Raw genomic sequence first — 16,549 nt, 5'->3', positions numbered from 1 at the left:
GGGAGAAATTACCATGAGTAAAAAAATGAATAGAATGTTACAATATATGTTTGAAGCATATTATAAAGAACTCTTAGGGAGGTTTACGGTAATGACATCGTCAAGATTAATTATTGGTTTAATACTCGGCTTTTCAATTTTAGTTCAGAGTTATAGTGTATCCAATAGTTTCGCTGATGTCAATACAGGAGATACGCGTATTGCGAAATTAACCGCAGATGAAATGGCAGCGTATGAAAAGGAAAAACAGTCGAAGATTAAAGAATTTTTGAAAAAAGGAATTGCCTTGTATGAACAAGATAAATATCTGGAAGCGAAAGCGCAGTTTGAGCGAGTGATTCGGTTAGACCCGAGCCATCCAGACGCGTTAAGTTATATCAAGAAATGTGATGATGCGATTGCAAATCCACAGAAAGTTGTTGAAGAGCGAGCACGATTAGCTGCAGAAAAGAAAGCACAAGAAGAAGCGATTAAACGAGCGAAAGCAGAGCAGATAGCACAGGAAAAAGCGGCGCGGGAAGCTGCAGAACGCGCACGAGCAGAGGAGAAGGCACGGTTAGCGGAAGAGGCGCGATTGAAGCGGGCGCAGGAGTTAGCGGCGAAGAAGGCGGCTGAGGAGGCGGCGGCACGAGAGATGGCGGAGCGGAAGGCTGCTGAGGAGGCGGCGAAGAGGGCTGCTGCTGAGAAGCGGGCGCAGGAGTTAGCGGCGAAGAAAGAAATGGAATTGAAAGCGAAAGAGGAAGAGAAATTGCGGGAACAGCAGATTAGCGATTTACTCAAAGCTGGGAAGAAGAACTATGCTCAACAACAATATGAAATAGCCGTAGAACAATTTCAGAAAGTTTTAGAATTAGACCCAAATAATGGAGAAGCGAAGTCGCTTTTAGAAAAATCGCAGCAGAAGCTGGAAGCTATATTACGGCAGGAAGCGCAAGCTTTGGAAAAACAAAAAGCTAAAGAAGCGGCAGCAATTAGTGCAAAAGAACAAAAAACTCGACCAGAAAAAGAAGTTGTAGTTCAGAAGAAAAAACAGGATGCTGAAGAACGGGCATATGCAGAAAAAATTAAACGAGCAGAAGCAGCAGAAGCAAAGGTTCGTGCAGAACGCGCGAAAGCGGAATTAGCAGCTAAAGTGAAAGAAGCGGAAGCGCATTATCAAGCGGGATTAGCTGCGTTAAATAAAAACGATTTTATTACTGCACATAATGAATGGTTAACCGTTCTGTCATTAGTTCCAGACCATCGTCAAGCGAAATTAATGATTGAACAAACTCGTCCGGAATATGAAAAGGCACTTGAAGAGCAGAGAAAAGCAGAAGAATTAGCTAAACAAGAAGCAGAAAATGAACAAAGAATGTTAGCGCCGGTAATTACGATGGATGTCCCAGATCAAGAAATTGGCGATGTTTTGACGCAAATGGGAGCGGTAGCTGGGTTTAATATTATCATTGGAGAAGGAGTTAAAGCGAAAGTAAGTTTTTCCGCGTCAAATTGGTCATTGAAACAAGCGTTAGACAATTTACTGCCCTTATATGGATTTAAATATAATCGGATAGGGAATACTATTCAAGTAATTCCAGATTTAAAAAGTAAAGTATATACGTTAAATAATGACCAGGTGCGTAAACTGCATTATCTAATGGTCGAAACTCGGATGTTGCAGGATTATCTTTATGGAAAAGATGTAAAACCGCAAATTGCTGGTCAGCAATTATATCTTGACGAACGAACACATCAGCTTATCATTACTGATACAAAAGCAAATATTGCTAAGTTGGATGAATATATTACCACCAATTTACCGGCGGTAGAACCTCGTCCGACTGAGTTAATCAATAAAACATTTATCATCCGCCGAGGTATAGCTGAAGAAGTTAGAAAGGCAGTAACCGCATTATTAGAAGCGTCACCGGTGCCAGGAGTAGATATAACCGAACGCAAAGTTATTTTAGAACCAGGCGGAACTACGTTGGTCGTTCGGGATACGCTTGATAATATTCGCAAAGTAGAAGAATTCCTCGCTAACAAAAATATGATGGATAAATTAGCGGAATCAGATTTAGTTGCGAATGCGTATCGGGTTGTCCCAAGAGCATTACTTGCAGACCCGAAAGACGACGCTACGGAAGCTGAACGAAAAGCAAATTTACGGAAACAAATGGTCGATGGAATAGCGGAAATTCTCGGTGCAATGCTATATGCGCAGGAAGGTCGAGATAAAGCGTATGAAAGTGGACGAAGATTAATCCCAGATGAAAAAAGCGGAATTATCTCAGTTGTCGATACCAAAATAAATCAGAAGAAAGTCGCGGATTATATTGCACAACTTCCCGAGCTGGAAGACCAGCCGTGGAAAATTTATAAAATTAAACATGCGGAACCGAATTCATTATTAGAAGCATTACGTAGGATTTTACAGGGCCCTGGCGGTGGCGGCGGTATCGGGTCAGCACCGAAATATACCTTATCGCAAGGGTCAGGAGGCGGTGTTACCTACGGTGATTTATATATCGAGTTAGTTAGTTTAACTGGAGATACGGCTAATCCATCAGCGAGGATTTATTGGCGGACTCCCGCTCGAGATGGTGACCAGACATTAACTCTTGGTCAGAGTATTCAAGCGGATATGTATCGTATCCGGTTAACGAAAGCAACGTTCAACCCGCCACAGATAGAAATCGAAATCTGGCAGATACAAGGTGCACAACAGATGCAGTTCTACCAAGCACAACAGTTTGGTCAACCACAAGGAGCGCAACTTCCCCAGCGTCGGTCTATGCAGGATATCGGGATTCTTGATATTCAGCAGTATACTCCGAGTAATGCGCTGATAGTCTGGATTGACCGTGATAAACCGGAAGCGTGGAACCGGTTTCTCCAAGCAGTAGAACAGCTGGATATCCCACTATTGCAAGTATCTATTGAAGCGAAGTTTATCGAAGTTAATGAAACTATGGCAAAAAAATATGGTTTTGACTGGGTAATTCCAAGTTTAAGTAATATTGGCAGTCTAACTCCGGTATATGACCAGGTTAATTTTGGCGGTAGTGCTGATGTCCTAGACCCGCTTTTTGGCACCAACCTTATAGGCGGTAATACATTATATCAACTCCAGACCAAAGGTGGATTATCTGCGACGTTCCAAGCAATGGAAGCTAAAGGAGTTTCGAAAACTATTTCATCACCAAGGGTAACCGTAATTAACCAGCAATCGGCTACCTTATCAATGTATAAGAGTGTTCCGAATGTAACTGTTACATGGACAAACAGCACAATTTCATATGCGTGGTCATTTGATTCAGTGAATATTTCATTGACCGTAACTCCAACAATCCACGAAGATGGTTCGATAATTTTAAACATTACTCCGACTGTTCAGGAAATCGTCGGTCGCGTTCCAATCAATATGGTTATTCCGGATGTAGGATTAGCTGATTCACCATATAGTAAAAATGTATTAAATTCAGAAGTATTAGGACAAGCGGTAATCGATACGCGCACATTAACTACGCAAGCACGAGTTAATACGGGGGAAACTATTGTACTAGGCGGACTAATCCACGAACGAGCGCATACTGCGGAATCGAAATTTCCTATTTTAGGCAGTATCCCAATCATTCGTACCTTTTTTAAGAAGAATATAGATTACACTGAAACCAGTCGGTTATTTATTTTCTTAACCGCAACGATTATTGACTAATGCAAGAAGTTGTTTGATATCCGTCTACCAGAAAGATTGAACTTTCTGGTAGCGGATATCTTATCTAAATCATAAATTTCAACAAAACTTGTATAAACACAAAAAATGTGATATAATTTTATAGTTAATTCCTACAGTGTTAACTTCCTTTTTAAATAACAAATCATAAGTCATAAGCTAATTAGGTATATCGATATATTTTTAGATAAAGCATAGACATCCGACCGAAATAAAACTTCTTATTAAGATACGAATTTCACCAAGGGTATATTGTTACGTAACCCTCAATATGTTTTCGTTGAATGTCGATATGTATGGATAAAAATTCCGGAATACATTAGTAAGTAATTTTTTACTTTCCATAACCGGTTTTCCCAAATATAGTACATCCTAAAAGAAACCATAGCTCTAGTAGTTGGTCATTGCGGTATAATTTTTTGTCATGCATACGAAAATATTTCTGGTTGATGGCAGTTCTTACCTTTACCGAGCATTTTATGCGATAGCTGCATTGTCAAATTCTAAAGGGCTACCGACTAATGCGATTTATGGATTTACGTCAATGCTCTTGAAACTGTTAAAAGATGAATCGCCAGAATATCTCGCAATCTGTTTTGATTTACCGGAACCGACATTTCGGCATCAAGAATTCGTTCAATATAAAGCTACCCGCAAACCGACCCCAGACGATTTAGTTATCCAGATTCCGTGGGTAAAAAAAATTGTTCGCGCCATGGGAATAACTATCCTAGAGTTACCCGGGTTTGAAGCGGATGACATTATGGGCACGTTAGCGAAACGAGCTGAACAAGAAGGATACGATGTAGTATTAGTGACCGGAGATAAGGATATGTTGCAGTTAGTCAACAAGCACATTCGTGTATTACGGATTCATCGTGGTGAACAGTATGTTTATGACGAAACGAAAATTATCGAGAAGTATGGTGTCCCGCCGAGTAAATTTCCGGATTTTGTTGGATTGATGGGTGATAGTTCAGATAATATACCCGGAGTGCCAGGAATTGGTGAAAAGATCGCCGCTCGGTTAATTAATGAATATGGCGATTTAGACGGTGTATTAAATCATATAAACGCAATTAAAGGAGATAAATTACAGGAGCAATTAAAAACCAATATTGAACAAGCGCGGTTATCGAAGAAGCTCGCAACCATAGACACCTCTGTACCGTTAGAGGTTAAGGTGGATGATTTGAAAATCAGTTCGCCAAACTATGAAGAATTAACCGCAATATTTCGGGAGTTAGAGTTTAACCGTTTACTAGCTGAACTACCTCAAGGGCAGACTTCTAAATCCGCAGAGAACGTTGTTTATCAAACCATAGAATCTGCATCTGGTATATCCAAGTTGAAAAAAGAACTTGATAAACATCAAAAAATATATGTGGCAATATCGCAGCGAAATAAGCAAATGACAGCGGTCGCCTTATCCTTAACGGAAAGAAAAAATTATGTTATTTTGTGGAACGATGAAACGAAAGACGGTATTCGCGAAATATTGCAGTCAAAACGACTGCAGAAAATCGGATTTGATTTAAAACAACAAACGATTCTTGCGAAAAAGAATGGTATCGAATTAACTAACGCTGCTTTTGATATTTTCTTAGCCGGATATTTATTAACTTCGCAACCGCCCCAATCGCTGACCTTACGACAATTAGCAATGACATATTTAAAGAAATCATTGTCAGCGGTAACACCATCAGATGACTTGCTTACGTCGGAACCTTCAGCTATGACGCAACTTATCGAAGAAGCGAATGTCATCCGTGAATTAGCAACGATTATGGAACAGAAGTTGGTCGAAAATGACCTTACCCAACTTTTTTATGACATCGAGATGCCGTTAATTCCGGTTTTAGCAGAAATGGAACTCGCGGGGATAAAGATAGATAAATCATATTTTAGTCAGTTATCTGAGCAGTTCGAAAAAGAATTGAAAAAACAAGCGAATAAGATATTCGAGCTTGCGGGAGAAGAGTTTAATATCAATTCACCGAAACAGTTGCAGGCGATATTATTCGAGAAACTCAAACTGCCGGTAAAAAAGAAAACGAAAACCGGTTACTCGACAGACGTAGATGTTTTAGAAGAACTAGCGACATTGCATCCGTTACCGGCGAAAATTCTGGAGTATCGAACGTTAACGAAAATGAAATCAACCTATGTCGATGCGGTATTATCGTTGGTTGACCCAGAAACGATGCTCTTACATACTTCATTTAATCAAGCGGGAACCGCTACCGGCAGGTTCAGTAGTAGTGAACCGAACCTGCAGAATTTGCCGGCGCAAGGGGATTGGGCGGATAAAATTCGAGCTGGTTATATTCCGCGAGTTCACACCAATGTTTTTTTAAGTGCAGATTATTCACAGATTGAACTAAGGATTCTAGCGCATTTATCGCAAGATGAGAAGTTATTGGATATTTTTAAGAATAACGAAGATATCCATACCCAGACCGCAATAGAAATATTCAATGTTCTACCAGAGTTGGTTACCGGAGAAATGCGTCGTGCAGCGAAAGTAGTCAATTTTGGGATCATTTATGGCTTATCTCCGTTCGGGCTATCGCAGAGTTTGAAAATCTCACAGGAAGAAGCGAAAGCGTATATTGCGCGCTATTTTGCGCGCTATCCTAGAGTGAAAGAGTATATTACGCAAACGATTAGTTTTGCTCGGGAAAAAGGGTATGTTACCACGCTCTATAATCGGCGACGATATCTGCCAGATATTAATAGTCCGAATCGTGACCTACGTGAGTTTTCCGAGCGTGCTGCAATTAATTCACCAATTCAAGGTACTGCTGCAGATTTATTAAAACGAGCGATGCTGAATGTTTATCGAAGAATGAAAAAGGAAAAGCTAACCAGTCTGATTTTATTAACTATTCACGACGAGTTGGTTTTCGAAGTACCTAAATCAGAACTGAACGTTATGCAGGCGGTGGTTAAGCAAGAAATGGAATCAGTAGCGCGGTTTACAGTTCCGCTGGTTGTCAATATTAAGGTAGGGAAAAATCTCGCTGAATGTTAAATAGTTTTCAGTTATCAGACTACAAATGACAACTGAAAACTGACAACGATACATGGTTATCGGAATAACAGGGGGTATTGGTTCAGGACAATCTACGGTTGCCCAGATATTTCAGCAACTTGGAGTAGCAATAGTCAGCGCAGATAAATTGGCGCGTGAAATAATGGAACCGGGTCGGGTAGGATATCAAGCGGTAGTGAAAGTTTTTGGTAAAGAATATTTAACATCGGATAATCGAATTGATCGCAAAAAGCTTGGAGCGTTAGTCTTCGGGAATAAACGAAAGTTGCAATTGCTGAATCGAACAGTTCATCCAATATTGATCGAACGAATTAAACAAGAAATTGAGAAGCTTAAAAAAACAAACAATTTTATTGGGCTCGAAGCCGCGATATTATTTGAAGCGAAAATGGACTCGCTGGTAGATTATATCGTTGTGGTGTATGCGCCGAGAACGGAACGATTGAAACGGATTAAACAACGGGATAACCTAACTCGACGCGAAATTGAATTGCGGTTCAAATCACAGATGCCATTGCGCGAAAAAATGAAATTAGCGGATTTTATTATTGATAATTCTAAAAGTCTGCAAGAGACGAAAAAACAAGTGTATTCTCTTTGGCGAGAATTAACTTGTAACCAGTAAATAGTGAAGAGGATGAGTAGAAAGGCAGATTTATTGATACCATTCTATTCAAACTTCTTCACCCTTAACCTTATTTATTGAGAGGAAAAGATTATGCCTGAGCGAAATACAACAAAGGTTACTAACGATAAATCCGACCGGAATGACCGCGTCGAACGTAGCGAGCGGAGTGACCGGGCTGAACGTTCAGAACGGAACGGACGACCAGAAAAAACACCGGATAAAATCATTTCGATGGATATTGGTTCATTACAGAAGAAAACAATTGCTGAATTAAACCGACTCGCTGCGGAACTGAATATCGAAGGACATAGCGGTATGCGGAAACAAGAGTTGATTTTTGCTATTCTCGAGAAACAGGCGGAAAAAGAAGGGGTTATGTTTGGCGAAGGGGTGTTAGAGATTCTTCCGGATGGATTTGGATTTTTACGTTCGGTAGAATATAATTATCTACCCGGACCGGACGATATCTATGTTTCACCATCACAGATCCGTCGGTTTGATTTACGCACTGGTGATACCGTTTCCGGACAAATTCGCCCGCCGAAAGAGAATGAGCGGTATTTTGCACTGCTCAAAGTTGAAGCGATAAATTTCTGCGACCCGGAACTAGCGCGGGAAAAAATCCTGTTCGATAACTTGACCCCTATCTATCCGAATAAGCGGATTATACTCGAAACTACTAGCGATAATATTTCCGGAAGGTTAATGGACTTATTTACCCCCTTGGGTAAAGGACAGCGGGGACTAATTGTTGCGGCGCCGAGAACCGGAAAAACTATGCTATTGCAGAGTATTGCCAATAGTATAAGTCGGAATCATCCGGAGATATATCTGATTGTGCTCTTAATTGATGAACGACCGGAAGAAGTGACCGATATGGAACGTTCGGTTAAAGGGGAAGTGGTGAGTTCAACGTTTGATGAACCGCCGGAACGACATCTGCAGGTAACAGATATGGTTATGGAGAAAGCGAAACGGCTGGTTGAATATGGGAAAGATGTGGTTATCTTGCTGGATAGTTTAACCCGATTAGCGCGCGCGAATAATGCAGTAGTTCCGCATAGCGGGAAGATGATGTCCGGTGGAATAGATGCAACGGCGTTATCGCGACCGAAACGATTTTTTGCTGCGGCACGGAATATCGAGCAGGGCGGTAGTTTAACCATCGTTGCCACCTGTTTAATTGATACTGGAAGCCGGATGGATGAGGTTATTTTTGAAGAATTTAAAGCGACCGGAAATATGGAAATTCATTTAGACCGACGGTTGGTTGATCGGCGGATTTTCCCAGCAATCGATATTTTCTCTTCCGGAACAAGAAAAGAAGAATTGCTCCTCTCCCCGAAAGAACTTGGTCGAATCTGGCTGATGCGAAAAGCTCTTTCCGAATCAAATCTGGTTGAATTGATGGATATGCTGATTGAAAAACTCAAGAAGACCAAAAACAATGATGAATTCCTTGATAGTATGAATCAGTAGCGTAACCAGAATTAGTCTATCTCTAGCCTAGTGTATGTAAATAAATACTTACCTAAGTTATCTTCTGTATTACTAGCAAAATCGCTCTATAAATCATCAGGTAGCTTTAATTCTGCTAATTGGTATCATTGGATAAGAGTGGGTATTGCTCGGAGCAATACCCACTCTTATCCAGCAGACCACCTTGAAAGAACTCAACTAAATTAGGATAAAAAATCGGTTTTGCATTGTCAATCTTGCTTTTTTTAGCAAAATAAACTACACTATATAGTTAAATCGATATACATTCGATATGCCAAATTGAAAAGGAATCAAAGTTTATGCGAAGTGATATCATGAAATCCGGATTAGAAAAAGCGCCGCATCGTTCTCTGTTTAAGGCAATGGGATATACGGATGAAGAGTTATCGCGTCCGTTAATTGGGATAGTTAATTCCGCAAATGAAATTATTCCTGGACACATTCATCTTGACCAGATTGTAGCAGCGGTGAAATCTGGAGTTCGACTTGCTGGCGGAACACCGATTGAATTCGGGGTTATCGGTATCTGTGACGGGATTGCAATGAATCATCAGGGAATGAAATATTCGCTTGCCAGCCGAGAACTTATCGCCGATAGTATCGAATGCATGGCGTATGCGCAACCGTTCGATGGATTAGTTCTCGTTCCGAATTGCGATAAGATAATTCCGGGAATGCTGATGGCAGCAGCGCGGATAAATATTCCGAGTATCGTTATTTCCGGCGGACCGATGCTTCCTGGGAAATATATCCAACCTGGACCGCTCTATGGTAAACGGCTGGATTTGGTGAAAGATGTTTTCGAAGCGGTTGGGAAAGTGCAAGCGGGATTGATGTCGGAATCAGAGCTCGCGGTATGTGAAAATTCTGCGTGTCCCGGTTGTGGGTCCTGCGCCGGAATGTTTACCGCTAACACGATGAATTGTTTAACCGAAGTGCTAGGGTTAGGGCTTCCTGGAAATGGAACTATTCCTGCAGTATATGCGGAACGAATTCGACTAGCGAAAAAAGCTGGAGAACAAATTCTCGAGTTGATTAAAAAACAGATTCTTCCGCGTCAGATTCTCACGAAAAAAGCGTTTGAAAATGCGATTATTGTAGATTTAGCGTTCGGTGGGTCAACGAATACCGTTCTCCATCTCCCGGCGATTGCTCATGAAGCAGGGATAAAATTAGAATTAACTTGGTTTAATAAATGGAGCAAGAAAACGCCGCAACTAGCGGCAATTAGTCCGGGCGGTGAACATTTCCTGCTCGATTTATATGAAGCGGGCGGTGTGCAAGCATTAATGAAAGAGTTATCGAGATTAGATATTCTAAATCTGGATTGTCTGACCGTGACCGGAAAAACGGTCGGGCAGAACATTGCCCGTGCGGAAGTAACCAATCGTGAAGTGATTCGGTCAGTAGAAAATCCGTATCGGCAAGAAGGGGGGTTGGCGATTCTATTCGGGAATCTCGCGCCAAACGGTGCAGTGGTGAAACAATCGGCAGTTGACGCTGAAATGTTGCGATTTTCCGGACCTGCAGTAGTATTCGAATCAGAACAGGATGCGGTCAAAGCGATTCTCGGTAAAAAAATCAAAAAAGGGTCAGTCGTAGTTATTCGGTATGAAGGACCGAAAGGCGGACCCGGAATGCAGGAAATGTTAACCCCGACATCTGCGGTGGTTGGTATGGGGTTGGGTAGAGAAGTTGCGTTAATAACTGACGGTCGGTTTTCCGGCGGAACGCGCGGTGCGTGTATAGGTCATATTTCACCCGAAGCTATGGAAGGTGGGCCGATTGCGATTATAAAAAATGGCGATATTATTCATATCGATATTCCGGAACGAAAACTCGAGTGTGAACTCAGCGATTCTGAGATCAATCGCCGACTTAAATCTTGGAAAAAACCGGAACCGAAAATTAATTATGGGTATCTCGCTCGGTATGCGGAATTAGTTACATCGGCACATACCGGTGCGGTATTTAAGAAAGTATGATTATTCAGATTTAAAATAAGATTACTGTGTATAGAATTTATTAAAATCCGTATAATGGTAAGCAATTGATATATTCTATCTTAAACTATGAAAAAAACTGGTGCACAAATTGTTATTGATGCATTACAACAAGAAAATGTTGAACTGATGTTTGGCTATCCAGGCGGGTCAGTGCTGGATATTTTTGACGAACTTGCGAAGTCAAATATCCGATTTTGTTTAACAAGACACGAGCAAGGTGCGGTGCATGCTGCTGACGGATACGCTCGCGCAACCGGGAAAGTAGGTGTATGCATAGCGACGTCAGGTCCCGGGGCAACGAATCTGGTTACCGGAATTGCAACTGCATATATGGATTCCGTTCCACTAGTTGCATTAACCGGTCAGGTGCCAACGTTATTGATTGGCAACGATGCGTTTCAGGAAGCGGATATAACCGGGATAACCCGACCGATAACGAAACATAACTATCTGGTTAAAAATGTCCAGGAATTGCCGACCGTGTTTAAAGAAGCGTTTTATATAGCGCGAACCGGTCGTCCTGGACCGGTGCTGATTGATATTCCAAAAGATGTGCAGAAAGCGGAATTAGATAATTATCAGTATCCGAAAGAATTAAAAATCAGAAGTTATAATCCGACGTATGAAGGGCATCCGAAACAAATTCTGAAAGTTGCAGAAGCGATTGCGCAAGCTAAACGACCGATAATCTATGCTGGTGGTGGAGTGATTATTTCCGGTGCTTCCAAAGAACTCACTGAATTAGCTACGCGATATAACATTCCGGTAACGACGACTTTGCTCGGATTAGGGAGTTTCCCGGAAACCCATCCATTATCGTTGAAAATGCTCGGTATGCACGGAACCCAGTATGCGAATTATGCGGTTATGGAAAGTGATTTAATTCTCGCAATCGGTGCGCGATTCGATGACCGGGTCACCGGGAAAATATCTGAGTTCGCCCCGCATGCAAAAATCGTTCATATTGATATCGATCCGTCAGCGATTTCGAAAAGCGTAGCTGTGGATATTCCTGTCGTTGGAGATTGTAAATCAATTCTGCAAGCGTTGTTAAAACAAATTAAATCTGCGGGAGATTATCGTGAATGGAATGAGCAAATCCAGAAATGGAAAAAAGAGTTTCCATTAACTTATGAAAAAAATAACCATCTAAAACCGCAATTTGTCGTTGAAGAGATTTATGCTTGCACGAAAGACAAAGACACCATTATGGTAACCGATGTCGGTCAGCATCAGATGTGGGTTGCACAGTATTATACATTCACTAAACCACGAACGTTACTATCATCCGGCGGATTAGGCACAATGGGATATGGTTTTCCAGCAGCGATTGGGGCACAACTCGGTTGCCCGGAAAAAACGGTGTTTTTGGTTTCCGGTGACGGTAGCATTCAGATGAATATCCAGGAAATGGCCACCGCTGTACTCAATAAGCTCCCGATAAAAATCGCCGTGTTTAATAATCAATATCTCGGTATGGTTCGCCAGTGGCAACAATTGTTCTATAAAGGGAAATACGCGTATACCTGTTTATCCCGAAATGTCGAGTGTCCGAAAGAATGTCGACCGAACGAAAAATGTCCACCGTTCACTCCGGATCTGGTGAAACTTGCGGAAGCGTATGGTGCCATTGGTATGCGGATATTTAAACCTGAAGAGGTTAAGCCGGCACTGAAAAAATCATTGACGATTCACGATAAACCAGTTTTAATGGAGTTTATTGTTAGTAAAGAAGAAAACGTATATCCAATGGTTCCGGCTGGAGCGCCACTCCATAAAATGATTGCTGAATTAGCATAAGGTGGATGCAAACGGATAGAAACTCTGATACAAACGGATAAAATTTATTATCCGTATGAATCCGTTTATCTCCGTTTGTTTCGTTTTAACTATGGAACACGAACATGTTTTAACCACATTAGTTGAGAATCGCCCTGGGGTATTAGCACGAATTTCAGGTTTATTTTCAGCGCGCGGATTTAATATTGATAGTCTGGCAGTTGGTGAAACGGAAGACCCAACAGTATCCCGAATGACGATAGTCGTTCGCGGCGATGACCGGATTCTCGAACAGGTGACGAAACAACTGAATAAATTGATCGATGTGATTAAAGTTCAAGATTATTCCTCGGAAGAATTCGTGCAACGCGAATTGATTCTCATTAAAGTTAATGCAGATTCGAAATCGCGGTCTGAAATTATGCAAATCGCGGATATATTCCGCGCGCGAATCGTTGACGTTAGCCAGAAGACATTAACGTTGGAATTAACTGGCGACCAAGGGAAAATTAAAGCGATGATCGATTTATTGAAACCGTTCGGACTAAAAGAAATCGCACGAACTGGTCGCATTGCAATGTCTCGTGGATAAAAAATAAAAACGAATGGGAAAATCGGGTAGCCGAAAACCGGAAAACAGATCCTGATTCGCCCATTTGAATTTTTTAAATATTTGGAAGGAGTTCAAGCTATGGCAGCAAAAGTTTATTATGATAAAGATGCAGATTTAGGAATATTAAAAAAGAAAAAAATCGCAATTGTTGGTTATGGAAGTCAGGGTCATGCACAAGCGCAGAACCTTCGTGACAGTGGAATAACCGTTGTGGTAGCGGAATTGCCCGGAACTGATAATTATCAGTTAGCAGTATCGCATGGATTTAAGCCAGTATCCGCAGCGGATGCAACAAAACAAGCGGATATCATTCAAATCTTAGTTCCGGATGAATATCAGCCGATGGTGTATCACAACGAAATCAAACCGAACCTGAAACCAGGAAAAGCAATTATGTTCTCGCATGGGTTTAATATCCATTTCGGTCAGATTATTCCACCGAAAGATATTGATGTTATTATGGTTGCACCGAAAGGACCTGGGCATTTAGTTCGGAGCGTGTATGTCGCTGGTCAGGGAGTTCCCGCATTGATTGCTGTATTTCAAGATGCAACTAAAAAAGCAAAAAAACTGGCGTTAGCATATGCGAAAGGGATCGGTGCAACGCGAGCTGGCGTTTTAGAAACCACTTTTAAAGAAGAAACGGAAACCGATTTGTTTGGCGAACAAACCGTGCTGTGCGGTGGGGTAACCGCATTGATTAAAGCAGGATTCGAAACGCTCGTTGAAGCAGGATATCAGCCGGAAATCGCATATTTTGAATGCTGTCACGAATTGAAGTTGATCGTTGATTTGATTTATAATTATGGTATTAGTTATATGCGGTATTCGATCAGTAATACGGCGGAATATGGCGATTTAACTCGCGGAAAACGTATTATTACTGAAGAAACGAAAAAAGAAATGAAAAAGATTCTTGCTGAAATCCAGAGTGGCGAATTTGCGCGAGAATGGATTCTAGAGAATCGCGCCGGAAAACCAGTGTATAATGCGTTAGGTCGAGAACAAGCACAGCATCCAATCGAAGAAGTTGGGGCGCGACTTCGTTCATTAATGAGCTGGATTGATAAGAAAGACAAAAAATAAATTTACTACTATTGCATATTAATTAAATGATATTCTAGTGTAAGGGAAATATCCATATACAGTTATACAGGAAGTGACGGAATTAAACCGTGCAACTTCCGGTATAACCGAACTGAATAAGAAAAACCTATCAATAATAAGAGTTCAGGATTCCTCATACCATAACGATATAAAGATGTATACGGAATCCGTATAACTGGTCATGGATTGGTGGATACTATTAATTTTAATATTCGGATGTTTTTCAAGCCACGTATTGATCAACTCAAGCAGGTTCCAAATTTGGGTTTTTTCACCCACGGCTTGGGTGGCGAAAAAGTGGACTTTAATCACTCTACCTCACCTCCAGGACAAAATATATTTGCTTAACAGTATACTCCAGATAGGGATTTCTTGCAAATAAAAATTTCTATTCATAATCCTTTCCCTTACGCTACACTATAATTTTAAATTGTATTGAAGTTTACGCAATACTTTGTTTCATCATATATTGTACCAAATAATTGTAGTTTATCACGTGGTTTATTCCTGAAAGGAGTGATATACCTATGTTGCAATCGTTAGGAACCTCGATGCCTTTGGTTCTCATTGGTAGCGGAATCGCCATAGGCGTCGTGTGCTTCTGTATCGGTTACTTTTTTCGAAAAATAACGTCTGAAAGTCGCATTGCTTCCGCGAAAAAATTAGCGGAGGAAATCATTAAAGAAGCAGAAAAAGAAGCAACGGTTAAACGCGAATCCGCGTTACTCGAAGCGAAAGAGAAAATGTTGGAAGCCCGAACGAAATTCGAACGTGAAGCAAACGAACGAAAGGGCAAACTTGATTCTCTTGAACGACGGTTGACGGAGCGGGAATTAAGTTTAAATCGGCGGATAGAAAGTTTTGAAAAAAGAGAACGGGAAGTATTAGAGAAAGAAAAAGATATTACCAATCGCGAACGAAAAATAACGGAAAAAGAACGACAATTAGCTACGTTAATTGAAGAACAGAAACGCAAGCTGGAACAGGTTTCCGGTTTAACCGTTGACCAAGCAAAAAAATTACTTTTATCGACATTGGAATCAGAAGTACGCGCGGATGCAGCAATGCTTATTCGCAGTATAGAAAATGAAGCAAGAGAAACCGCAGAAAAAAAAGCGCGCGAAATTATTACGCTCGCGATTCAAAAAACCGCTTCAGATCATACCGCAGAAACTACGGTTTCCGTAGTTGAGTTACCAAATGAAGAAACGAAAGGCCGTATTATCGGTCGTGAAGGGAGAAATATTCGCGCGTTAGAGTCAGCTACCGGCGTAACTTTAATCGTTGATGATACACCGGAAGCAGTTGTGTTATCCAGTTTTGACCCGATTCGTCGGGAAATAGCAAAAGTCGCGTTAGAACGGTTAATTAACGACGGAAGAATTCATCCTGCCCGGATAGAAGAAGTAGTCGAAAAAGTCAAACAAGAAATTAAAAATACTATTCACGAGGCTGGTAAACAAGCAGCATTCGAGGTCGGCATACACGATTTACATATAGAATTAATAAATCTACTCGGTCGACTGAAATATCGGAGCAGTTATGGTCAGAATGTGTTACAACATAGCAAAGAAGTGGCATGGTTAGCTGGGGTAATGTGTTCAGAATTAGGTGTAGAATCGGGTATCTGTAAGCGGGCAGGATTATTGCACGATATCGGTAAAGCGGTTGACCATGAAGTTGAAGGACCGCACGCAATTATAGGCGCTGAGTTAGCAAAAAAATATAACGAAAAACCCGAGGTTATCTCGGCTATTTTGGGGCATCATGGTGAAGTTGAACAACAAACTATGGAATCAATCATCGTTCAAGCTGCGGATGCTATATCCAGCGCTCGACCTGGGGCACGTCGAGAAACCCTAGAAGGATATATCAAACGATTAGAAAAACTCGAAGAGATTGCTGATTCATTTTCTGGTGTTGCAAAAGCGTATGCATTACAAGCCGGCAGAGAGATTCGGGTTATTGTTGAGCCGGAGCAAGTTAACGATGTCCATGCAGCGAAATTAGCGCGCGATATTAGCAAACAGATTGAAAAAGAATTACAATATCCCGGTCAAATTAAAGTTACTGTCGTTCGAGAAGTTCGTGCGGTTGAATACGCAAAATAATGGCTCTAAGAATTAAATCATTATTCAGAATG

The 16,549-nt window shown here is 41.2% G+C and carries 9 protein-coding genes; all 9 read left to right on the top strand.

The annotated features are described in order from the left end of the window. The first annotated feature begins 13 nt into the window (after positions 1-13). The 9 genes from N3A72_09440 to rny all read left to right on the top strand — a co-directional run bounded on the left by N3A72_09440 (position 14) and on the right by rny (position 16,517). The gene (locus tag N3A72_09440) at positions 14-3,700 is read left to right on the top strand and encodes a hypothetical protein (protein MCX7919808.1); all 3,687 of its coding nucleotides are present in this window, start codon (positions 14-16) and stop codon (positions 3,698-3,700) included. Positions 3,701-4,142: 442 nt separating this feature from the next. Then, the gene (gene polA / locus N3A72_09435) at positions 4,143-6,752 is read left to right on the top strand and encodes a DNA polymerase I (protein MCX7919807.1); all 2,610 of its coding nucleotides are present in this window, start codon (positions 4,143-4,145) and stop codon (positions 6,750-6,752) included. A gap of 52 nt (positions 6,753-6,804) precedes the next feature. Next, the gene (coaE, locus tag N3A72_09430) at positions 6,805-7,398 is read left to right on the top strand and encodes a dephospho-CoA kinase (GenBank protein MCX7919806.1); all 594 of its coding nucleotides are present in this window, start codon (positions 6,805-6,807) and stop codon (positions 7,396-7,398) included. A 234-nt stretch (positions 7,399-7,632) separates the two neighbouring features. After that, a complete protein-coding gene (gene rho / locus N3A72_09425; protein MCX7919805.1) occupies positions 7,633-8,880 on the top strand; it encodes a transcription termination factor Rho in 1,248 nt (415 codons plus the stop codon). Positions 8,881-9,200: 320 nt separating this feature from the next. Further along, a complete protein-coding gene (gene ilvD / locus N3A72_09420; protein ID MCX7919804.1) occupies positions 9,201-10,886 on the top strand; it encodes a dihydroxy-acid dehydratase in 1,686 nt (561 codons plus the stop codon). A gap of 87 nt (positions 10,887-10,973) precedes the next feature. Then, positions 10,974-12,707, top strand: coding sequence for a biosynthetic-type acetolactate synthase large subunit (gene ilvB, locus N3A72_09415; GenBank protein ID MCX7919803.1), 1,734 nt, complete (start codon positions 10,974-10,976; stop codon positions 12,705-12,707). Between the two features lie 91 nt (positions 12,708-12,798). Continuing rightward, entirely contained in the window at positions 12,799-13,278 is a 480-nt protein-coding gene (gene ilvN / locus N3A72_09410) for an acetolactate synthase small subunit (GenBank protein MCX7919802.1), read from the top strand. A 99-nt stretch (positions 13,279-13,377) separates the two neighbouring features. Then, positions 13,378-14,385, top strand: coding sequence for a ketol-acid reductoisomerase (gene ilvC / locus N3A72_09405; protein ID MCX7919801.1), 1,008 nt, complete (start codon positions 13,378-13,380; stop codon positions 14,383-14,385). 548 nt (positions 14,386-14,933) lie between these two features. Then, positions 14,934-16,517, top strand: a complete 1,584-nt coding sequence (gene rny, locus N3A72_09400; GenBank protein MCX7919800.1) for a ribonuclease Y — start codon at positions 14,934-14,936, stop codon at positions 16,515-16,517. Positions 16,518-16,549: the final 32 nt, after the last annotated feature.

Source organism: bacterium (assembly GCA_026416715.1).
Classification (GTDB): domain Bacteria; phylum UBP4; class UBA4092; order JAOAEQ01; family JAOAEQ01; genus JAOAEQ01.
Note: the sequence above shows the minus strand (reverse complement) of the source record. Positions and strands in the feature narration are given on the sequence as shown.

Excerpts from the sequence above, each read along its gene's own strand:
- N3A72_09440 (MCX7919808.1), top strand. The coding sequence starts at position 14 with ATGAGTAAAAAAATGAATAGAATGTTACAATATATGTTTGAAGCATAT.
- polA (MCX7919807.1), top strand. The coding sequence starts at position 4,143 with ATGCATACGAAAATATTTCTGGTTGATGGCAGTTCTTACCTTTACCGA.
- coaE (MCX7919806.1), top strand. The coding sequence starts at position 6,805 with ATGGTTATCGGAATAACAGGGGGTATTGGTTCAGGACAATCTACGGTT.
- rho (MCX7919805.1), top strand. The coding sequence starts at position 7,633 with ATGGATATTGGTTCATTACAGAAGAAAACAATTGCTGAATTAAACCGA.
- ilvD (MCX7919804.1), top strand. The coding sequence starts at position 9,201 with ATGCGAAGTGATATCATGAAATCCGGATTAGAAAAAGCGCCGCATCGT.
- ilvB (MCX7919803.1), top strand. The coding sequence starts at position 10,974 with ATGAAAAAAACTGGTGCACAAATTGTTATTGATGCATTACAACAAGAA.
- ilvN (MCX7919802.1), top strand. The coding sequence starts at position 12,799 with ATGGAACACGAACATGTTTTAACCACATTAGTTGAGAATCGCCCTGGG.
- ilvC (MCX7919801.1), top strand. The coding sequence starts at position 13,378 with ATGGCAGCAAAAGTTTATTATGATAAAGATGCAGATTTAGGAATATTA.
- rny (MCX7919800.1), top strand. The coding sequence starts at position 14,934 with ATGTTGCAATCGTTAGGAACCTCGATGCCTTTGGTTCTCATTGGTAGC.